The following is a 22,337-nucleotide window of genomic DNA, read 5'->3' as shown; positions in this document are numbered from 1 at the left end:
TCCTGCTGGCTTCTTTCCTTAACTATGCAATTGTTAAGCTATAGTCGAGGTTGGAAACATCGGATTATTCTGCATGCCAACCCACAGCTCTGTATTTTCAAGTTGTCCCGCCAGATGTAATAACCAATCTTCACGGCCTTTCGTTGCCATAACTTGTACGCCCATTGGCAACCCTTCCGTTGTCAAATGTAGAGGAAGACTAATGGCAGGTTGGCCTGTCAGATTCGCAAGTTGCGTGAAAGGGGTATAGGTGAGGCTTGGTTTGAACATCTCATAAATGAGCTCTTGTTGCGCTGTTTTGCCCAGATCACTGACAGACATCAGATGTTGAATCTGCTCCGCATGTGGTGTCAGTTCTCCAACCCGTGGTGCTGGAAAAGCATTGACAGGTGTGATGTAAAAATCATACCGTTCAAACAAGGTAGACATCTGCGCAGCCGCCACGTCCCATTCGGCCAAACTGTGAACAAATTCAGCAGCAGATACTTTTTTGCCCGCTTCAGCCAGTACCCAGGACTCAATCTCCATATCATCTGCGGTAAGTGAGCGACCCAAGCCATATTCCATGGAAGAAATCATGGCAGCCATCTCGCCGCTGTTCATCATATAATAGTTCTCCATCAGGCGTACGCCATTGACTGGACTTAACTTTTCCTCGACATGATGCCCTTGGGTTTCAAGGAAACGGACTAGTTTCATCACCGCCTCTTTGGCATCTTCACTGACAGGTGTGCCGACAGGTGAATCCGTCGTATAGGCGATACGCCACTTGCGTTGGTGAGGATAATTCATATCAGCAAGGTAACTTCCCGGGAATAAAGGTGCATGGAATGCGGCCTCCGGTTGGATAATCTGGAGCGTATCCAGCAGTGCAGCACTGTCTCTGACGGAGCGGGATAAGGCAAAATCAATTGAGGCTCCCTGCCACTGGCGTCCAACGCCCGGACCAACCGGAGTGCGTCCGCGTGTTGGTTTCAGTCCGAATAAACCGCTGAAGGAAGCGGGAATTCGAATGGAACCACCACCATCGCTTGCTCCGGCAAGCGGCACGATACCTGATGCCACAGCGGCAGCGGCACCGCCGCTTGAACCGCCGGGAGAATGATTCACATTCCATGGATTACGTGTAGGGCCATGCAGCCGGGGCTCGGTTATATTTTTTAATCCGAATTCTGGTGTATTCGTATGTCCGATCACAATAAAGCCTGCTTCAAGCAAACGAGTTACGAAATTGGAATTGCGAAGAGCACGATGTTCGCTGAACAGACGTGAGCCGGAGGTAAGAAGTTCACCTTCCAAAGATTGAGAAATATCTTTGAGTAGCAACGGCACACCTGCAAATGGCTGTTCTCCAGGACGAACCTTATTGGCTTCCTGCCGAGCCCGAGTTTCATATGTACGAATAACGGCATTAAGTTGTGGGTTCACTTCTTCCAGACGTGCATAGGCAGCTTCGAGCAATTCAACCGGGGAGACTTCCCTGGAGCGAATCAGTTCGGCGAGCCCTATGGCGTCATAGGAGGTATATGAGAATGAAGACATTAATAATCGTTCCTCTCTGAAAATAATTCCTTTAAGATTACATGTTCCAAGTTTCATAAACCATCGTACCACCTAGGTAGACAAAAGACAAAACGAGAAGCCATTATAATAGAAGAAAAAACGGCAGAATAAAAGCACTGCTCACCTCGAAAGTAGAAACAGTGCTTATATTGTTTGAACCAGATGAAAATGTATTACTCTGTGCGAAGTTTGGGTGCGGCCTCGGCGATTGGTGTAGAGCGTTCCTGCTGTTTGGAGATCAGGAATAGTGCGATCCAGATCAGGATAAAGCCAAGCAATTGCTCCCAGGTTATCAGCGTACGGAAGGCAATCCAGTTCACGAGCACACCTGCCATCGGGAAGCTTAGTTCCGCCAGGGTTGCAACAGAAGCTTTGGTTGAAGACAATCCTTTATAGTAGAGAAGCAGACTGAGCAAGCCAGGCAATAGTGCCTGCCCCAAAATATTCAGAATAACAGCTGCTTGTGCACCTGTACCTGCGGGAAGTGTCCAAGGAGCGCCTTCATTCCAGGTCATGAAGATCAGGAGCGGAAGTGCAACGACAAAGCGAAGGGAGGTCACCGTTTCATATCGCGCCTGCCCGAGCATTAGCCGGCCCATAACGGTAGAACCACCCCATAAAGCTGCGGCACCAAGAGACAGCAGGCTGCCTGCATGAATCCAGTTATTCCAGTTGCCGAGCGGTAGCGAGAAGCCAAAAGTAAGCAGATATGTTCCTGCCAGCGCAATGATGAACAGTCCGCCGAAGTGACGCGGGAGTGTTTCTTTTAATATTAATTTCGCAAGTACAATCGCGAAGAGTGGCTGCATTTTTTGCAATAACAATACCGTGTTGGGATCGTTATGGGTTAGTGCCAAAGTGAATAATACTGTTGCCAGGGCTGAGCCTCCCCAGGAGATAAAGATGACAGCGATCCAGTGACGTGCACGCAATTTTTTTAGATCATCTCGGAATTTCCATAATACCGGTATCGCAACAAGACTGACGATGATGTGTTCGATTAGAACAATCTGTGTAGAAGTCATCGTTTTTAGCAAAAGGATGCGGAATAAGGGGTCTACGCCCCAGAGGGCTGCGCCTAGCACAACTAGCCAAAATCCGGTGTTGCCTCGTTCCTTGCGATACAATGTTGATTCAGTTGATGTGTTTTCCATATTCAGGACTCCTTCGTCAGAACACGGAATCTTCAGTTGGCAAAATCGACAAAATCCCCCGTCCTTGGCGTACGCCAAATAAACGGGGGACCATTCAAAGACAAGGCGTCAGGGAAAAAGACTTCCCTATATGGCCTGCCATTGTGTTGATCTTCTCTCATCCGGACTGTACCGTCGGCCTTGGAATTTCACCAAGTCAGTCGCTGCGAAGTGGTAACCTAAACAGCGAGTCGCGGGCTGGTTCTATAAGAACATCACCGCCGGTTGGGAATTGCACCCTACCCCGAAGATCCTATTCAATTAATTAGTGTATTGAACAAGTTGTAACCTTATGAAGTTCATCTTATTCCTGTAAACGCTATCAGTTCAAGTGTTTTTTTAGAAAACAATACTCCAGCATCCCTGTTGTCTACGTAACAGCACAATTTGACCTGCATGATAAGCATCGTGGAGAACCCAGCGGGCAAGCGTCTGAGCCCAATTTTGTTCGGAATCCATATAAGCTTCTTCGAGTTTCGCTTCCGGTAATGTAGCAAGGGTATCGCGCAACTGCTCAGCCAGTTTCGTCGTTTGTTCCATAAGCTTGCTCCAGCCTGCTTCGTTCAAGGGATCCCCGGACATACCAAAAGTAGCTACGTTAGAATCGGCAGCGGGTGCAGAGGGAGTTTTTCTCTGGAGTCGATCCAAGATCCGTTGGTTGTAATAAAACATATGATTGACCAGTTGCCATATGCTAAGTCCACCTGAAGGCGGAATCCAGGCAGCCTGTTCAGTGGTCAGCCCCTCCAGAGCCTTGGACAATGGGACGATCCAGTTACATTGATCCCAAGTATCATCATTCTGAATAACCAATACATCCAATGCTGTGGTTACCGTTTTCATTTTTAAAATTCATTCCTCTCCTGACAGACTCATCTCGTTCTTGCATCTTCATGTTGGTAACTAGCTAATGTGGGTTGAAATGGTTACAATTAATATAACACAATTTTAATTAATGTAACCATCTTATTATAATTTAGATAGTTACATTAATCGGAGGCTCTCATGGATAGATTATGGACTGATTTTGTGAACAGCGATTATCATGATTGGCGTGGTGGGGATCGATCAGAAGACAGACTGGGAAACGCAAGCTGGCAGCAAGACTTTTTAAATCGGTGGCAATTAGAAGCGCCAATACCGGCATCGATTGAAGAGGAATCCGCATTGAGAAGTTTTAGAGATGATTTACAGTCTCTGGCTATCCGTTTGTCTAACGGGAAGTCCTTCACTGAGAAGGATCAAGCCTGGTTGAATGACTTTATGCAGGCTGGTGAAGTCATCAGACGATTCATCTCAAAGGAACAAGGATGGGAAGTTACACTGGTTCCCGTTCAAGCACATTGGGTTCAGGTGATGGCAGAGGTCGCGGCTGATTTTGCTATTACGCTCGTGGAGGGTGAGGGGAAGAGAATGCGCTCCTGTGACAATCCGGACTGCCGCTGGATCTTCTATGATGATACCCGGAGCAGGACCCAGAAATATTGTGATGATAAGATGTGCGGTAATCTAATGAAGGTGAGACGTTTTCGAGCGAAACGAAAAATGCACTCTAATGAGGAAAAAAATGAAGTTTAACAATCAAGTTTACCAATTAAGTTCACCAGTTAAGTTCAAACCTTTACAATCCGTGAAATCTCCATATAGGTCGAAGGTAGCTCTTCCAGAATTTGATAAATATAAACATTTGATATATAATATATATATACTAGCGAAAATATAGTCATAAATCATTTGTAAGAACAAGCAATGCAGATCAGATCATTTTACAAACCATTATGATGGGAGAGGTGTCTCATGGGGACAAGTTATCTTTTGAAAAACGGTTGTGTATTATCGATGGATGCTCGTATTGGTCAGTATAACCGGGCAGATGTACTTATTCAGGATTCTTTAATCGCGGACATTCAACCGAATATCGAGGTGTCAGATGCTACAGATATTGAGCTCATCGACGCTTCAGATATGATTATTATGCCTGGGCTGGTGGATACACACCGGCATATGTGGGAATCGCTCGTCAAAACAGCCGGTACCAACTGGTCGCTGCCCGTGTATCTGCAAAATTTGTACTATGGAGCTATGGGAAGCAAGCTTCGTCCTCAGGACAGCTATATCGCCAATCTGCTGGGATCTCTGGAAGCGCTTAATGCAGGTGTCACCACGGTGCTGGACTGGAGCATGCCATACTCGGCTGAGCATACGGATGAGCTGATTCGAGGACTTCAGGATGCAGGAATTCGTGCTGTTTTTGCCCATGGTGTGCCAGGGGAAACGGCGTATTGGAATCGAGATAGCAAGCTGTTGTATCCCGAAAATGTTAGAGGTGTTAAAGAGCGATATTTCTCTTCGAATGATCAACTACTCACCTATGGACTTGCGATTCGTGGACCAGAGTTTAGCCATTGGGATACAACGGTGCAGGACATTCGGCTTGCAGAAGAACTGGATGCGATTTGTTCGATGCATGTCGGTTTCGGAAGCTGGGGATCTGTAGATCGTTCGATCAACCGAATGTATGAGGCAGGACTACTCAGCCCGCGCATTAATGTTGTTCATGGTAATACGATGGGCATGGATGAATTCAAAATGCTCGCAGACAGCGGAGCCTCTTTGTCGGTCACACCTGAAGTCGAGATGATGATGGGACATGGTTACCCGGCTACAGGATACTTTCTGGAGCATGGAGGTACGCCAACGCTTGGCGTAGATGTTGTGACTTCGACGGGCGGAGATATGTTTTCACAGATGAAATTTGCGTTGCAAGCTGAGCGTTCAAGAACGAATGAGCACCTTTTGCAACAGGGTGAGATGCCGGGTGAACTCAGTTTGCAGGCAAGTCAGGTTCTGCGATTCGCAACCTCCGCGGGTGCAAGGGCTTTAGGACTGGAGCAAAAAACAGGTACGCTCACGCCGGGAAAAGAGGCAGATGTAATCATGATTCGCACGACGGATCTGAACCTGTTCCCCGTGCATGATCCGATTGGTGCCGTTGTGCAATTCGCGAATCCGTCCAATGTAGATACGGTTTTTATTGCGGGGAAACCTGTGAAGCGAGAGGGCAAGCTGTTGCATGTCAATTTGAATGAAATTCGGCGGAAAGCCATGCGGAGTACAGAATATTTGTTAACGCAATATCGGATGTCCGATGCGAATCGGGTTGTTTTCTCATAATAGAGCTGTCATACAATAAATAAGGCGAAGGGGCCGTTCATCCACAATACGGCTCTTCCTTGTCTTTGTTCTCTAATCCGTTTTTTGAAAGTTGTTTTCTCATGAAATTGAGGTTGGAGTAAGTAATGTGTGTTGACAAATAGAACGCTTTCTACTAAGATAGCGGTATAAGTTAATAATGAATTTAATCAGGATTGTTACTGATCAGCAGGCAAGACCGATTGATAATGCAAACATGCAGAATTGTATTTTTCCATGTGTGCATGATTAATGGTCTTTTTTTGTTGCTAAATTCTGTTAACGTTTCATTTTAAAAGGAGATTCCGATGAAGATCACACGAATTATTAACAACAATGTCGTCTGTGCAGTCAATGAACGGCGCCAGGAAATGATGCTTTTAGGCAGTGGCATTGGATTTCAGAAGAAAAAGGGAGACGATGTGGACACAGTTAAGATTGAAAAAGAATTTTTTCTGAAATCCAAAAATGTAACTGGTAAATTATATGCCCTGCTGGCACAGATCCCGATGGAATATATTCGTGTATCCGATAGTATCATTCAGTATGCCAAGCAGTCCTTAAACAAGGAACTCAATGAAAATATATATCTAACGTTAACGGACCATATTAACTTTGCCGTGGCACGTTATAAGCAAGGTATGAATTTCAATAATGCTTTGCTGTCTGAAATTAAAGCGTTTTATTCCAATGAATTTCGTGTGGCTATGAAAGCCCGGGATATGATTAATGAGGAATTTAACATTACACTGCCTGAAGATGAGGCAGGGTTCATTGCGCTTCATATCGTCAATGCAGAACTGGGATCCGAAATGGAAGAAACCATGAAGATTACGCAGTTGATTCAAAAAGTCTTGAATATTATTCGATATCAGTTTAATATACATTTTAATGAAAGTTCACTCCATTATTCCAGACTAGTCACACATTTGAAGTTTTTCGCCTATCGCTTGTTTAATCATACGGTTATGAAAAGCGGTGACAGTGATTTTCTCCATATCATTAAAGAAAAGTATGCGAATGAATATCAATGTAGTCTCCGAATTGCACAGCTGATTCGGGTCGATTATGGAAAAGAATTAACAGAAGATGAATTGGTATATTTAACGGTTCATATCAAAAGGGTTATTGATGAAGAGAAGGATTAATCCTTCATCGGCCACTATAATGTGTATACTAGGATTGTTACTGGCGAGGCAGGCAAGACCTAGAGTTCCATCGTGTATAGAGCTTATCTATATTCGATAGAATTCTAGGTCTTTTTTTATACCTAAAAACGTTTGAGGGGGAGCAGTACATGAAACATGAAAGCACAGCCGCCGAGATTTTGAAACTGGTCGGTGGAGAAAAAAATGTAGATAGTGTAACACACTGTGCTACAAGGTTGAGATTTAATCTGAAAGACGAGAAGGTCGCGAATGATGAAGCTTTAAAGAATGTCCAAGGGGTTGTAGGTGTTGCCAGCAGTGGTGGGCAGTATCAGGTCATCATTGGTAACGAGGTAAACAATGTGTATAAAGCTTTGACGAAGCTGGGGAACTTTACAACCAATGACGACGCTCCTACTGTGAAAAAGGGAAAACTGACTACGCTTCTGGACACGATCTCCGGAATCTTTACACCGATCCTGCCAGCCATGATTGGTTGTGCGATGATCAAAGCCGTTCTTCTTATTTTGAAAACATTTGATCTTGTTGATCTGGATGGACAATTCAATACGATTATGACCTTTATCGGTGATGCGGCGTATTACTTCTTGCCGATGCTGCTTGCTTGGAGTGCGGCTGTCAAGCTTAAAGCTAACGTGGGCTTTGCATTAACCATTGCAGGTGTTCTGCTGCATCCTTCATTAGGGGCGTTGATGTCTGCAGGTGAGCCTGTTGCGTTTTTGGGACTACCTGTCACACCAGCGACGTATACTTCGTCGGTTATTCCAATTATTTTAGCGGTATGGATCTTGTCGTATGTGGAACGCTTTGCTGAGAAGTATTCTCCATCGGTTATTAAATCTATTCTTAAACCATTGGTCGTTATTCTTATTATGGCTCCACTAACACTGATTGTACTAGGTCCAATCGGTGCCATTGCAGGTAACTACCTTGCGTCAGCCGTTTCTTTTGTGAATACACATGCAGGATGGTTAGTATCTGGTATTATCGGCGGGGCATTCCCGTTCCTGATTATGACAGGTATGCATTATAGTTTGGGACCTGTTGTGCTCACTGCTTATGCACAGACGAAGACGGATAGTATTGTTGGTCCGGGTATGCTTGTACACAATATTTCTCAAGGTGCTGCTGCACTTGCAGTTGCAATGAGAACTAAAAATAAAGCATTTAAACAAGTTGCTTATTCTACCAGTATAACGGCACTTCTCGGAATTACCGAGCCCGCCTTGTTTGGTGTGAATTTACGTTTGAAAAGACCGCTGATCGCTGTAATCGTTGGTGGCGCGGTAGCGGGTATATATGTCGGATTGTTCGGTGTAGCTCGATCGGCTCTGGGTATTGCAGGTATAGCTACGCTACCCGCATTTATCACAGATCATCCATGGAACCTGGTTCATGCTGCAATTGGTTGTGTGATTGCATTTGTAGTTACATTCATCATGACTCTTATCTTAGGATTTGAAGATGTACCTGAGGATGGAAAGAATCAAGCAACACAAGAAAAAACGTCTACGAACGATCGTACAACGGTTGCCGGTGTTTCTGAACATGTCCTCACTGCTCCGTTGACTGGTAAAGTTATGGAGTTATCTACGATTAATGACGAAGCTTTTGCAACTGGCGCTATGGGAAAAGGAATCGCTATTGTGCCTACAGTTGGAAAACTTGTAGCACCAGCGGGCGGTTTGGTATCTGCGGTTTTCCCTACGTCCCATGCCATTGGTATTAGTTCAAATGATGGTGCGGAGCTTCTCATTCACATCGGAATGAATACCGTAAAGCTGAAAGGGGAGCATTTCAAAGTACACGTCCAAGAAGGCGATACTGTAAAAGCTGGGGATTTGCTCATTGAGTTTGATACGGATGCCATAGCGGCTAAGGGTTACGATCTGACTACACCGATCATTGTTACGAATTCGGATGATTTTGTAGATGTCATCACAACGGATAAAGAATCAATTACAATCGGTGAAAATCTCATCAAGATTATTTAAGGAGGAATGTTTCATGAATAACAAAAATACTTTCCCTGAATCTTTCATGTGGGGCGGTGCAACAGCGGCGAATCAATATGAAGGTGCCTGGAACCTTGATGGAAAAAAAGCGAGTACAGCCGATATGATGACGGGCGGAACCCATACGGTTCCCCGTCGCATTACGATAACGACTGAAGAGGGGGTTCATTACCCTTCTCATGAAGCTGTAGATTTTTATCATCATTACAAGGAAGATATCCGCTTGTTTGCAGAGATGGGTTTCCGTAGTTATAGAATGTCCATCGCATGGTCCAGAATTTTCCCTAACGGAGACGATGCAGCGCCGAATGAAGCAGGGCTTCAATTTTACGACAATGTATTCAATGAATTGAAAAAGTATAATATCGAACCGATCGTTACAATTTCCCATTATGAAGCACCGTTCGCTTTAACCGAGAAATTCAACGCTTGGGCTTCCAGAGAAATGATCGATTGTTACGTAAAGTATTGCGACGCAATCTTTAATCGTTACAAAGATGTGGTGAAGTATTGGATCACGTTTAACGAGATTAATAGCCTGATTGTTCCGGCAGGTGCCTACTTGGCAGGAGGACTTCTGGTTGATAAAAATGGCGGTGTATTTAACAATACATCAGTAGACAGCACGCAGATGAGATTTCAGGCGTTGCACCATCAATTTGTGGCGAGTGCCAAAGCTGTCAAACTTGCGCATCAGATCAATCCAGACTTCAAACTCGGTTGTATGATCAATTACAGTCATGGTTACGGAAGTACATGTAAACCGGAAGATATGTTACAAGCGCTAAGAATGGATCAAATCAACAATATGATGAGCAGTGACGTACAAGTTAGAGGCGAATATCCTGACTTTGCCAAGAGGTATTTTGAAGAGAAAAATATCCACATTCAAATGGCTGAAGACGATGAAGAAGTTCTTAAACAAGGTTGTGTGGATTTCTATAGCTTTAGCTACTATAAATCTCATGTGGTGGGTACGCGACCAGAGGGTGATGAGACCCAAGGTAACGTCTTTGGTGGATACAAAAATCCGTATCTGAAAGCGACGGATTGGGGCTGGCAGATTGATCCGGTCGGGCTCCGGTATGTTTTGAACCACGTCTATGATCGGTATCGCATCCCAATGATGGTTGTAGAGAATGGTCTGGGTGCAGTGGATGTCGTTGAAGAGGATGGCACTATTAACGATACGTACCGGATTGAGTTTTTGCGCGCCCACATTGAACAGATGAGAGAAGCTGTCCGCGACGGCGTTAACTTAATCGGTTATACAGCTTGGGGTTGCATCGATATTGTTAGTGCTTCCACGGGTGAAATGGCCAAGCGCTATGGCTTCATACACGTAGATAAGGATAATGAAGGCAAAGGTACACTGAGAAGAAGTAAAAAGAACAGTTTCTATTGGTATAAAAAAGTGATTGAATCCAATGGAGAAGACCTGCAATAGGATTAGGAGTAAGGATTAGTACCGTTGCTCGATAATCATTAGTCGAGAGATATGGATATTGCGCAACAATAGGATGATTTAAAAGATTTTATGCAGCCGCTGAATTTAGCGGCTTTTTTTTATTTAACAACACACCTATTCATCCAAAACAGAAATTAGGCGGTGGGAGGCGCGCTCATCTGACGAATTAAGGGAGGAGATGACAGCAGAAAAAGCTGAAAATGTCTTTCTTCTGCGATAATTCATATAACAACCGAATAAGGCGTATTCTAGTTCGTGAGAGTATACGAAAAAACTGCGTATAATATAAATTATACGCAGTTTTTGTTTTAATCCATTTTCATAATTCAGCCTGGGCAACAGAACATGATATTTTTCGCGGAAAAAGGTCAAAATAAGCTATCTCTCAAAAAAAATTTAATCATTCAACGCGATAACGTGTAGAATTCGATAGGTTTTTATAGGTGATGGATAAGATAGAACAAATGAGTTTTTCGTAGAACAGATGAGACAACCTTCGTCGTTATTACGTGGCAACACATTCAAGCTTCACCATGAAAGGAACATGCGTATGAGCAGAAATGAAAAAATCAGTGTGTTATTCCGTAAAAAACCAATCGGTAGCCAAACAAATGAGAGCGGTGCTTTGAAGAGGGCACTTGGAGCCTTTGATCTAATGACGCTAGGCGTTGGGGCGATTATTGGTACAGGTATTTTTGTACTTACAGGTGTAGCAGCTGCCAAGTATGCAGGCCCTGGTCTGGTGTTATCCTTTTTACTGGCGGGTATTATCTGTGCTTTTGCCGCTCTATGTTACGCTGAATTTGCTTCGACTATCCCGGCATCGGGAAGCGCTTACACGTATAGCTACACCGCATTTGGTGAAGTAATTGCGTGGATTCTGGGTTGGGATCTCATTCTGGAATATGGTTTTGCGAGTGCGGCGGTAGCCAGTGGTTGGTCGGGGTACTTCCAGACTTTATTATCCGGGTTCGGAATAGAGTTGCCTCATGCGTTAACGAGTGCTTTTAATCCGGATAAAGGCACATATTTTGACATTACAGCAGCTGTGATTACGTTAATCATAACGTTCCTGTTAACCCGTGGGGTAAAGGAAGCGGCACGAGCGAATGGAATCATGGTAGCGATTAAAATTATTGTGGTACTGATCTTCATTGGTGTGGGTGTGTTTTACGTTCAGCCAGCGAACTGGCATCCTTTCTTGCCGTTTGGTTTCTCAGGTGTGACCGCAGGAGCAGCTACGGTGTTTTTTGCTTATATCGGATTTGATGCTGTATCCACTGCAGCTGAAGAGGTGAAACGTCCGCAACGGGACTTGCCAATTGGTATTATTTCATCACTTGCAGTTTGTACCATCCTCTATATTGTGGTATCTCTGATTCTGACAGGTATCGTACCGTACAACATGTTAAATGTCAGTGATCCGGTCGCTTTTGCATTTGAATTCGTTCAATTAAATGGTTTATCGTGGATCGTATCCCTCGGGGCCATTACGGGAATCACAACGGTGTTGCTCGTCATGATGTATGGTCAGACACGTCTGCTTTACTCCATGTCACGTGATGGTTTGTTGTCTCCCGTTTTCTCCAAAGTAAGTGGAAAAAGTCAGACGCCGGCAGTTGGAAGCTGGCTTGCAGGTATAATCGTTGCTTTGTTTTCCGGATTTATCACTCTCGGCCATCTGGCAGAACTAACGAATATAGGAACGTTGTTTGCTTTTGCTGTAGTGAGTATCGGGATTATCGTATTGCGAAAAAATAACCCTGATCTTAAACGGGGATTCCGCGTTCCGCTGGTACCGTTGATTCCGATCTTGAGTGCTCTCGGCTGTTTCTACCTGATGACTCGCCTCGCGGCACTGACATGGATTACATTTTTTAGCTGGCTTATCATCGGATTAATCATCTATTTTGCCTATGGTCGCCATCATAGTCATCTGAATCCGTTTCGGCGGAAGTGAATCCAAACTTAAACTATAATTGAATCCCACTCCTTCAATAAACGAAGGACTGGGATTTTTTTGTGCGTTCACATGAGTCGAGAAAGGCAAGAAATGATGTTAACCGCATGAAGAAATGATAATGAAAATTTAATGTTAAATGCATTTTAAGTGAGTTAGACAGGTTGTTCAAATGGGTAACGTTTAGAGGGAACAAACTGGATTCATCATCAGGTCGGGGTTGCGGCTAAACCAAATATGAAATATATTTGGGGGTGTGATCTGCAACCAGAACCGAAGAGAGGGGTTAATTTATGAAGGAATCATTACATAACAGTTTTAATGAACACTCGTCGCATTTTGGGTTTGCACTTGCGGATTCAACCGTTCTCGCCGAGGCGAAGCTGATTATATCACAAGAGGATGGTGCAGATGATGTGCAGTTGGACATCGATCCGCAGCGACATCTGGAGGATAGCCGTAAAGTTTCCGTGATTGCCCAGCAATTGCAGACACCTATCCACCGAGAGGATGCTGGTATTCTCTATGGAACTGAAATATCGTTTGTGCAATATGCGATTTATTTGACCGAGAATAGCCGGATTTCAATGGCTTCGATTCAAGGCATAAATGATCCGATTGAACTTGATCTCGCGCCTTATAAAGAGGGAGAATATGAAGTGCGCATTGCTTTGCACCGAAAAACACCCCGAATCGCAGAAGGGCCGTTAGAACCGGAACAGCTAGCGATGGTGAAATACGCACAAGTGAACACGGTACATATCACTCTGTTCCCGGCAGAATCCCCGATGCTCGATTCGCCATCTGCAGAATGGACTCGAAATCATCATGTGTTTGACTCCTACGGCCGGAGAGGATTCATTCTTGCAGACCTAGATCGTCTCGCGAAGCGAGTAGAGGAACTGCTTGGGCCAGGTAACCATAATTTGATTGAACATTTTACTGAAGGTAATCTGGATATTTTATTGGAAGAAGGGCTTATGGCGGTAGTATGGGGTATGACTCCGTGGTGTTATTCCATCTACTCTCCACCAAACGAGCAAGGCGCTAATTTGTTGGCATGGGACAAGCTTGAGGATGGGCCTGAGCGACAAGCGATATTTTACATTGATCCCAAGGTGCAGCAGTTAAGCATTGTTCCAGCGAATGAGCTGGCTTTTTGGGCGGATTGCATTCGCAAAGATTGGCCGGTTATTGATATTCCAGGCGAAGGAGAAACACTTCTTCTGGATCTGTATGTTCAAATTGCGGAATCGGTGAATGAGATTCATGAAAATCCAATTCCATCGTTTGTGCTCACACGTAGCACGGGTAAACCGGATACAATTTTGCTAATGGCTGATGTCGTTATTGTGGAAGAAGTTGATTTTCCATTGACCTGAGCGTCCATGTTCTGTCATCGGATTGTAGATGATAAGATCGTTTCATGCAGGGAAGTCAGTACAGGAGAAATCAGAGGAGGTGAGGGAGCAGATGATTAATGAAGAGATTCAGGAGCAGTATGCCGATGAACTGGAAGCTTTTCATATTTGGATGAAGGATGCCGGCTACACAGGACATACGGTCAAATCCTACACTGGGGATGTGGTGGAGTTCCTCATTACTATTCAGGGGAAATCGCTGGAGCAAGTGAAGAAGCTGCATGTGCTCTCTTATCTGTCTCGTGCGCGGGAGCGTGGCGTCAGTGATGCTACTCGGAATCGTAAACACGCGGCGATCAACTGTTTTTACAAATCCCTCATCGAACTTGAAGTACTGACAAATAATCCGGCTTCGGGTATTAAAAAATCCAAAACGGAGAAAAACCGTGCCCCCGTCTTTTTGGACGAAGGTGGTTTGACCCGCTTTCTGGCATCCGTGGAAGGCAAGTATCGTACCCGTAATTTAGCGGTGTTCCTGCTTATGGGGTACATGGGGCTACGGGTGGGGGAAGTTCATGCCCTCAATTGTAAGGACTACAATCCCGAGCGGCGCACACTCGATGTGTTTGGTAAGGGGCGAAAATGGCGCTCCATCCCGGTTCCCGAAACGGTTGCAGAGGTGTTATCTCAGGCTCTTGGAGAGCGGTTGAACCCGTGGCGCGGCGAGAAAGAAGAGGCCTTGTTTATTTCGCAAAAAGGAAAGCGTCTATCCATTCGCAGTATTCAGCTCATCTCTACGGAAACCTTCGGACGCTTCCAGCAGGAAGCTCCTGCGCATCAACGCCAAAATTATTCAAGCCATAAGCTGCGTCACTCATTCGCCACCATGATGTTGCGGCGGGGAGCTGATCTGCGCACGGTACAGGAGCTGYTTGGACATGCCTCCATTCAAACGACAACAGTATACACCCATGTTACTAGCCGGGAAAAAGAAGAGGCAATGGCTTTACTAGAGGTTAAACTTCCAGCCAGTGAAGCAACGAATTAGAATATAAGAACAAGTTTTCTCGCATTCAAAATGAGGACTAACTTTAATTTACAGGGACATCAGCGTACATTACCTGCTAGGAGAGATGGGCGAGCATGAATATAGGCGATCCAGCTTCCAATCATCAAGATCAAGATATTCCACCAAATTGATGGCTGACACTGTGGGAAGTGTTAATCGTAGCTACCAAACTGGGACTCACTTCCTTTGGAGGCCCGACAGCGCACTTGGGATATTTTCATAATGAATATGTACGAAAAAGAAAATGGATCGATGAACAGAATTACGCTGATCTCGTGGATTTGTGTCAATTTCTCCCTGGACCAGCTAGTAGTCAGGTGGGGATTGGCATCGGTGTCATGCGGTCAGGTCTGCTTGGCGGGTTAATGGCCTGGATCGGATTCACTTTGCCATCCGTGCTCGTCTTAGTGGCATTTTGCCTTTTTGTTAAAGGGATATGATGTGGGCCAAGCGGGTTGGATCAGCGGATTGAAAATCGTAGCTGTAGTTATTGTTGCGCATGCCATTCTGGGCATGGCTCATAAGCTCACCCCTGATAAAGTAAGGATTACGATCGCTGTGTTAGTGGCTGCGGCGGCTTTGCTATGGACAGTTCCTTATAGTCAGGTCATATTGATCCTGCTTGCAGGTCTCATTGACTGGAGGATGTACCGCGATACCCCCAACGCTCCTGTTATGCTAATGAATGTTCCAATCCGCCGCAGCTTGGCTGTGCTGTGTTTAGTCGTATTTGCAGGTTTGCTTTTGTTATTGCCGATCCTGCGGCAGATCATAAATTCGGAGTGGATTGCCCTGTTTGATTCCATGTACCGAGCAGGCTCCATGGTATTTGGTGGGGGTCATGTGGTGCTGCCGCTGCTGGAGCAGGAACTTGTACCGCACGGGTTAGTAAACAAAGATGATTTTCTGGCTGGTTACGGTGCTACGCAAGCAGTCCCTGGTCCGTTGTTTACCTTTGCTTCGTACCTTGGGGCTGTTTCTATGGGTGGAGCAGGGGCGTTTATTGCTACGATTGCTATATTTTTACCGGCGTTTTTGCTCATTATTGGTGCATTGCCCTTCTGGAATGTGCTTCGCAGTAACCCACACATGAAAGGGGCGCTGGCGGGAATAAACGCAGGAGTCGTAGGGCTTTTGCTTGCTGCACTCTATCAACCGCTGTGGACAACGGCCGTGTTCTCACCTGCCGATTTTGCGTTGGTATGTATTTTGATTGTGTTGCTGAACTTCTGGAAGTGTCCACCATGGGTTATTGTTTTGTTAGGTATCGTTGGAGGTATGATCGTAAATTGAGTTATAGTTTCCGTCATTATTATTATGTAAACTATTAGTTGTAGTTAATATAATAAGTTAAAGATTGAATCATTAATTATAATCATCATTATTAGTTGTGATGAAAGCAATATTTTTTAGGACAAGTGGGACAATCTAAGGCCGACAAAATAAGACCATCCAGAACTCTGTGCAGAGTCTTGGAATGGTCTCTTTTATTGGATAATGTATATGTTATTCCAGTCCAGCTATCTGTTCTTTTAGTTTGTTCGCAGATGCCTGGAAGGCTAATTTTTCAGTCTCATTCAACGGAAGCGGCAGAATCTCACGCACGCCATGACGATCTACGACACAAGGCACACCTAGATACACATCAGAAACGCCGTTGTAATCTTCAAGCAATGTGGATACGTTCAGAACGGAGCCTTCATTACCCAGGATTGCAGCCACAATACGGTCCAGTGCAAGTGCGATTGCATAGGAAGTAGCTCCTTTGGCATTAATAATCTCGTAGGCTGCATTTTTGGTGCTGTTAAAAATGTCCTGCTGTGTTTCTTCGTCGAGTTCAAGATCCGTTCCTGCAACGTTGGCAAGACTCCAGACAGGTACCTCGGAATCCCCGTGTTCACCGATAATGTGAGCGTGAATACTGCGTGGGTCAATGCCTTTATTTTTACCAATCAGATAACGGAACCGTGCGCTGTCCAGCAATGTACCTGAGCCGATGACCCGGGAAGCTGGCCAGCCGCTTTGTTTCCAGGAAGTATAGGATAAGATATCGACAGGATTAGTCGCAATTAACAAAATACCATGAGAGTTAACCTCTGTAATCCGATCGATGATATCTTTGAAAATGCTTGCATTTTTCTTCAGGAGATCAATTCGTGTCTCGCCCGGCTTTTGTGAAGCGCCCGCAGTAATGATAATAATATCAGCATCTTTGCAGTCGGAATAGTCCCCTGCCCACACTTTAACGCCACCGGTAAATGGTAAACCGTGGTTCATATCCAGCATTTCGCCGGTTGCCTTGTCATGATTCACATCCACAAATACCAACTCGGACGAACGCTGTCTGAGCATAAGCGTGTACCCCGTTGTTGTTCCTACCGCACCCATGCCAATAATAACGACACGACTGGGCTTCAATGCTGAACTTGTTGTCATAATCTTTATCCTCTCCTTTTTGGGTATACTACCATCCATATTAAGGGATATGAGGAGATAAAGCGAGTTTTGTCTATAACTTTTTTCACAACATGAACCAATTTCAAGGAAGATTCTTCAGAAAAGGGTTGATAAATGGACTTCAAACGACCAAAAGCGACATACATATTTTTATTCGAGGACAACAATCAGCAATAACATTCAACATTCGGCAGGTTCCCGAGGTGGTGTGAGCCTTTAGGTCGAAGTTTGTGGTAGAATAGGAGCAGTGGATTCTGATGAATTGTAAATATAACTTCGTCATAGAGACTTGCGCGTCTGTCTGATGGATGAGAGAGGTGGAACCCACTTGCGTTCGCAATGGAAAAAAATCGCGCAGACAGCACTGCTGTCTATAGGAATCATCATTTTGTTGGCTGCATGTACCAAAACAGAAGCACCGCCGGCTGCAGAACTTCCGGAACAGGATGACGGTGGTAACGTGGGTCAGACCCTTACTGTAGTACCTCCGACAAACAATAATGCAGAAGCGGCGGAGATGGCTAAATATCAAATTCAGACTCGTTTGACCGATTTTCAGCTCATTAATGATAACGGCGGGTTGGCCTGGGGAGTTACGCGTAATGCGCTCCGGCTCTATTACACTCAGGATCAAGGGAAAACGTGGACCAACATTTCGCCGTCAGAGAATGTGCAATTCCCGGCTAATCCAAAATATGGAGAAAGTATTTATTTTGTAGATCGTATGCATGGCTGGATTGTTCGAGAGGGAATGGGAGGCACAGATACAATTGTGCTTCGTACCAATAACGGTGGCGTGAGCTGGAGTTTGTCTTCGTTGTCCAAGACGGACAAGGTAACAGCGATATCCTTTGTCTCTCCAGAGAAGGGCTGGGTTCTGACAACACTCGATACGGGAATCGGCAAACAGGACAAGAACCTGTATCGTACTCAGGATGGGGGCACAACCTGGGAACGAATGACTTCCAGTGATGAGAAGGATAAATCAAAAACGGGTGAAATTTCAAGACGTGGCTACACCACGGGGTTGACATTTTCGGACTCTAAGCACGGATTTTTGAGTGCCATAGAGTTTGGTACACCGAAACTGTATGTGACATCAGATGGTGGAGAGGATTGGCGTATAGTTTCCACATTTTTTGACCGGGATAAATACAGTGCGTGTGGTAATTTCACGATTAGTGCTCCTCAATTTTTTGGACGTGAAGCCAAGTCAGCCTGGATGTCCATGTCTTGTGCCAGTGGAGATAGCATGACCTTCAGTGGATTCTTCACAGCAGATGGGGGCGTAAGTTGGAAGGCATATGCGTTTAATCTGAACAAACAAACGGGTATCAATCGCAACCTGGCACCTGTATTCCTCAGTTCATCCGAAGGTTGGGCGATGCAGAAGGGTATCATGTATTACACGAAGGATACGGGAAAAACGTGGAAAGCGTATCCTGCGAGCAGCGTTTTAGAAAAGATTTTCAAAGACTATCCTGAAATTGTGAAAATGCAGATGGTATCACCGAAGCTTGGCTGGATTCTGGTCGAGAATACAGATGCAAAACGATCGCTACTGCTGCAGACTGTAGACGGCGGAGAACATTGGCAAGTGTTGTAATCACCGATTGTGGTATAACATAACGGATAGTTTGAAGCGTAACAGATGTCAATCGAAGTAAGTGGAGCTAACTGTTGATCTGTACTAGAATTGTAAATGAAGGGGCATCTCGGATGAGAGTGCCCCTTTATTTATTATTTTAATTTATTTTTTCAATACATTGTGAAATAAATCACAAATATTAAATGAAGATGATGTTATATTTAACTCAAGAAGAAAAGGAGTGATGAAGATGAGAACCAACGGTCAAACTCAATTCACGCAGGCGGATGAATTAACAAGATACATGCTTCACTTATGCTACACATGTGACGATGCCAATCGTTGCACCACTGAAGATGCCGTGAAAGCTTGTATGGCTGCACATGCAGAGACAGAGCAGCTGGAACCAGCAGAAGGTGTAGATGTAACTCGCGGATTTATGGATATGATGTACGCTTAGTGAAAGAAAATGGAGCTGAAAATGCAGTTGTATCAACGAATTACCCCCGAAAGGGGGTTCTTTTTATATACAGTTATATGTTTTTACAATCCACTATTTAATCTTGTGTGATATTATTTGTGTATATATTGGAATTTTATTGAAATATTCTATTATATTTCATATAATACTACATATCATACGGTGGTCACAGATGGATAATTCTTTAAACATAAGGAGTAATATGATGAGGAAAATTAATTTCACTTCGATTTTGATTGCAGTAGTAATTGGGACTGCAGCAATTATAGGAACATCTATGATTCAAGCTTCTGAGCGTATTGATGTTGACTCGAATGAAATTCCAACCGATAGTCTTCCAGCTAGTTTACAATACGATATTAAGCATCCTGGGGAGATCTACATAAAGGATTGCGGTGTATTCGTAAAGGCGGACTCAAATTCAGTTGATTTACATGGAAAAGATGTAGTTTATGATGTGCAAAAAGCTACAGATACAACTGAAGTCATTATAGACTATGATGCAACCTACGTGAAAACAAGGGACTGGTAATAAAACAATGCCATATTGAGGAACGCAAGGAGGTAATTTTCCTTGCGCTTTTTTGTGTCTTGGATCGAATTTTCACGATACTTGCTCACAATAGGTCACGTAACATAAAATGGGAAGTAAGATATCTTTATTGCTTTATAGAAAATAGGTGTAAACTAAAATTAACTAGTATTTGAATTGTTGAAACCCATTTCATCAATCGTTGTATAGGAGGGATCACGTTTGAATTTTTGGCAACTTCTCATTACGTGGATTGGCATCATTTGTTTGGTTATCGGATATAAGGATCGTGTGAACAAATGGATCTTGTACCCTATATCACTTTTGTGCATATTTGGAACATTAGTTTTCACATTATATAAAACAATAAACCTCAATCCATAAAAGAGAGCAATAGATCTAAAGGCAGCCATTGACGAGTAGCAGAATTATGTGGTAGCTTCGTTTCACATGGAAGATGCAGGAATGCATGAGTGTTTCTAGAAAAGAGGAATACATATGGCTATGATTGGCGTTATCCGCCACGGTGTAACCGACTGGAATGATGAATATCGGACGCAAGGACATACCGATATCCCGCTCAATGCTGAGGGAAGAAGACAGGCACAATTGCTTGCTAACCGAATTAAATCCGAAACATGGCATGTTATTTATTCCAGTGATTTGTCGAGAGCATTGGAAACGGCTAGCATCATTGGTGAGGCCGATTCAATTGAGATACGTATAGATTCCCGGCTGCGTGAGATGGACTGTGGACAGATTGAAGGTACAACAGAGCAGGAACGTGTAGACAAGTGGGGATATGGCTGGTCCAAACTCGATCTGGGCATTGAGTCACATGAGTCTATTGTAAAAAGGGGGAGGGCTTGTCTTTCTGACCTGGCTGACCGACATGCAGATCAGAACATATTGGTGGTAAGTCACGGAGCATTTCTGAGTCTCACTATGAAAAGGTTGCTTGCTCATATGGATATCAGGGAAAATCTATCAAACACATCGGTAACACACTTGCACAGCGGGCATCCCCAGTGGAATTGTTCGTTATATAACTGTACTAAACATCTAACTTAGGCTGCTTCTGACTCAAGTAGGAATAAAGGAGAAAGGAGGTTTATAATGTACAAATTAGTGCCTCTGCGTATCCCGTCTGGCTGGCGGGTAGTTTGGAATGATTTCACAGAAGCTGAACCTGAACAATTTACGGATGCTCGTGACGAGATTCGCTGGGAGTTTAAAGAAGATTTGATGCTGTTAGAACATGATCGAACCAATAAGCGGGTAGATCTCGGTTGGTATCCTGAGTTTAAAGTCGAAGGTGAGTATTTCCTCAGACTGGTGTCCACCAATCAGAATCTCGATTCACATTCTAATCATGGGGATGTCATCAAGGAATTTCGTTCTAAAAGCAGGACAGAAATTGAGCGTAAGATTGAACAGTTCTTGACTACATAATGAATAAAACTCTCACATGGTAATAGGAGAAGAAGCTGTTTATAGGAGGAATTCCCTTGCAAATTGCAGATATTCCATCTGAGATATTAGAGCAAATCGGAAGCGTGAAGCAAATAACTTTTCCTCGTCAAGGACATACATCTACCGTAGCTATTTTGGATACAGCGGATCAGAGATATGTCATCAAAAAAACAGAGCACGAACTCTTCAATGCCTGGTTGTCTGATGAGTATGCCGCTTTGCAGCTTCTTCAAGGAACAGGACTCCCTATTCCGAAAACGCATTCATTTTACATAGAGAACCACTCCAGATGGCTGTTGATGGATTATGTGGACGGAATATCGTTGAGGCAATTTCTCGCCAGTCATCCGCCTCAGAAAGATAAAGAAAAGGCGATTGTCAGCTTCGGACGTTGTTTGATACAACTGCATGAATGTCCATGTCCGATTGAATGGCAACAGGTGAAGCCCGCTTGGCTTGATCATATATTAACGAAAGCAGAGTATAATCTAGCTCATTATTCAGTAGACGGGAACGAGGATATGCTCACTCATTTGAAAATGAACCGACCAAGCCGAGTGCAGCCAACCTTAATACACGGGGATTTCACCATTGATAATGTTCTTGTCCGTGATGGTGAGGTAGTGGGAATGATCGATTGGGCGGGAGCTGCCTATGGTGATCCCAGGTATGATGTGGCTTTAGCAATCCGGCCTAAACTGAATGCATTTGAGAATGAGCGGGACAAGGAGATCTTTTATGATGCGTATGGCACACGGAGATTAACGGAAGAAGAATATCGATATTTCGAAGATGGAATATATAACTTTTTTTGAA

General features: G+C 44.2%; 18 protein-coding genes, 1 pseudogene and 1 riboswitch. Of the genes and pseudogenes, 15 read left to right on the top strand and 4 right to left on the bottom strand.

The genetic code is table 11. The annotated features are described in order from the left end of the window. Positions 1 to 33: 33 nt before the first annotated feature. The 3 genes from AB4Z30_RS14260 to AB4Z30_RS14250 form a co-directional block, all read right to left on the bottom strand. Complete coding sequence (locus AB4Z30_RS14260; RefSeq protein ID WP_441927580.1) at positions 34 to 1,542, bottom strand: amidase; 1,509 nt, start codon at positions 1,540 to 1,542, stop codon at positions 34 to 36. Positions 1,543 to 1,736: 194 nt separating this feature from the next. Then, positions 1,737 to 2,717, bottom strand: a complete 981-nt coding sequence (locus tag AB4Z30_RS14255; RefSeq protein WP_441927391.1) for a DMT family transporter — start codon at positions 2,715 to 2,717, stop codon at positions 1,737 to 1,739. Positions 2,718 to 2,862: 145 nt separating this feature from the next. Continuing rightward, a riboswitch (FMN riboswitch) is annotated at positions 2,863 to 3,012 on the bottom strand. Positions 3,013 to 3,095: 83 nt separating this feature from the next. Continuing rightward, complete coding sequence (locus AB4Z30_RS14250) at positions 3,096 to 3,599, bottom strand: DinB family protein (RefSeq protein ID WP_441927389.1); 504 nt, start codon at positions 3,597 to 3,599, stop codon at positions 3,096 to 3,098. A gap of 162 nt (positions 3,600 to 3,761) precedes the next feature. Here AB4Z30_RS14250 and AB4Z30_RS14245 point away from each other — a divergent pair, with 162 nt between their 5' ends. The 9 genes and pseudogenes from AB4Z30_RS14245 (at position 3,762) to AB4Z30_RS14205 (ending at position 16,283) form a co-directional block, all read left to right on the top strand. Continuing rightward, the gene (locus AB4Z30_RS14245; protein ID WP_441927387.1) at positions 3,762 to 4,334 is read left to right on the top strand and encodes a CGNR zinc finger domain-containing protein; all 573 of its coding nucleotides are present in this window, start codon (positions 3,762 to 3,764) and stop codon (positions 4,332 to 4,334) included. A gap of 219 nt (positions 4,335 to 4,553) precedes the next feature. Continuing rightward, entirely contained in the window at positions 4,554 to 5,930 is a 1,377-nt protein-coding gene (locus AB4Z30_RS14240) for an amidohydrolase family protein (protein ID WP_441927385.1), read from the top strand. Between the two features lie 326 nt (positions 5,931 to 6,256). Then, complete coding sequence (gene licT / locus AB4Z30_RS14235; RefSeq protein ID WP_441927383.1) at positions 6,257 to 7,096, top strand: BglG family transcription antiterminator LicT; 840 nt, start codon at positions 6,257 to 6,259, stop codon at positions 7,094 to 7,096. Between the two features lie 149 nt (positions 7,097 to 7,245). Continuing rightward, positions 7,246 to 9,111, top strand: a complete 1,866-nt coding sequence (locus AB4Z30_RS14230) for a beta-glucoside-specific PTS transporter subunit IIABC (RefSeq protein WP_441927381.1) — start codon at positions 7,246 to 7,248, stop codon at positions 9,109 to 9,111. A gap of 13 nt (positions 9,112 to 9,124) precedes the next feature. Beyond that, positions 9,125 to 10,579 (top strand): glycoside hydrolase family 1 protein, encoded by a 1,455-nt coding sequence (locus AB4Z30_RS14225; protein WP_441927379.1) that lies wholly within the window; start codon positions 9,125 to 9,127, stop codon positions 10,577 to 10,579. Between the two features lie 571 nt (positions 10,580 to 11,150). Then, positions 11,151 to 12,560 (top strand): amino acid permease, encoded by a 1,410-nt coding sequence (locus tag AB4Z30_RS14220; RefSeq protein WP_441927377.1) that lies wholly within the window; start codon positions 11,151 to 11,153, stop codon positions 12,558 to 12,560. 293 nt (positions 12,561 to 12,853) lie between these two features. Continuing rightward, complete coding sequence (locus AB4Z30_RS14215) at positions 12,854 to 13,942, top strand: hypothetical protein (RefSeq protein ID WP_441927375.1); 1,089 nt, start codon at positions 12,854 to 12,856, stop codon at positions 13,940 to 13,942. A gap of 91 nt (positions 13,943 to 14,033) precedes the next feature. Continuing rightward, the gene (locus tag AB4Z30_RS14210; protein WP_441927373.1) at positions 14,034 to 14,969 is read left to right on the top strand and encodes a tyrosine-type recombinase/integrase; all 936 of its coding nucleotides are present in this window, start codon (positions 14,034 to 14,036) and stop codon (positions 14,967 to 14,969) included. 155 nt (positions 14,970 to 15,124) lie between these two features. After that, positions 15,125 to 16,283: pseudogene (locus AB4Z30_RS14205) on the top strand (chromate transporter). Positions 16,284 to 16,496: 213 nt separating this feature from the next. Here the strand turns inward: AB4Z30_RS14205 and AB4Z30_RS14200 are convergent. Next, positions 16,497 to 17,426 (bottom strand): L-lactate dehydrogenase, encoded by a 930-nt coding sequence (locus tag AB4Z30_RS14200; protein WP_441927371.1) that lies wholly within the window; start codon positions 17,424 to 17,426, stop codon positions 16,497 to 16,499. A gap of 349 nt (positions 17,427 to 17,775) precedes the next feature. Between AB4Z30_RS14200 and AB4Z30_RS14195 the strand changes: the two genes are divergently transcribed. The 6 genes from AB4Z30_RS14195 to AB4Z30_RS14170 all read left to right on the top strand — a co-directional run bounded on the left by AB4Z30_RS14195 (position 17,776) and on the right by AB4Z30_RS14170 (position 22,336). Beyond that, positions 17,776 to 19,053: a WD40/YVTN/BNR-like repeat-containing protein gene (locus AB4Z30_RS14195; protein ID WP_441927369.1), complete on the top strand. Its 1,278-nt coding sequence runs from the start codon at positions 17,776 to 17,778 to the stop codon at positions 19,051 to 19,053. Between the two features lie 232 nt (positions 19,054 to 19,285). After that, positions 19,286 to 19,495: a hypothetical protein gene (locus AB4Z30_RS14190; protein ID WP_441927367.1), complete on the top strand. Its 210-nt coding sequence runs from the start codon at positions 19,286 to 19,288 to the stop codon at positions 19,493 to 19,495. A gap of 193 nt (positions 19,496 to 19,688) precedes the next feature. Continuing rightward, positions 19,689 to 20,048, top strand: coding sequence for a hypothetical protein (locus tag AB4Z30_RS14185; protein WP_441927365.1), 360 nt, complete (start codon positions 19,689 to 19,691; stop codon positions 20,046 to 20,048). Between the two features lie 498 nt (positions 20,049 to 20,546). Further along, the gene (locus AB4Z30_RS14180) at positions 20,547 to 21,119 is read left to right on the top strand and encodes a histidine phosphatase family protein (protein WP_441927363.1); all 573 of its coding nucleotides are present in this window, start codon (positions 20,547 to 20,549) and stop codon (positions 21,117 to 21,119) included. A 45-nt stretch (positions 21,120 to 21,164) separates the two neighbouring features. Then, positions 21,165 to 21,500 (top strand): hypothetical protein, encoded by a 336-nt coding sequence (locus AB4Z30_RS14175; protein ID WP_434750884.1) that lies wholly within the window; start codon positions 21,165 to 21,167, stop codon positions 21,498 to 21,500. Between the two features lie 56 nt (positions 21,501 to 21,556). Then, positions 21,557 to 22,336, top strand: coding sequence for a phosphotransferase family protein (locus tag AB4Z30_RS14170; protein ID WP_441927361.1), 780 nt, complete (start codon positions 21,557 to 21,559; stop codon positions 22,334 to 22,336). Position 22,337 lies beyond the last annotated feature (1 nt).

The organism is Paenibacillus sp. 2TAF8, assembly GCF_052114825.1.
Lineage (GTDB): Bacteria > Bacillota > Bacilli > Paenibacillales > Paenibacillaceae > Paenibacillus.
This window is presented reverse-complemented; position numbering and strand designations above follow the sequence as displayed.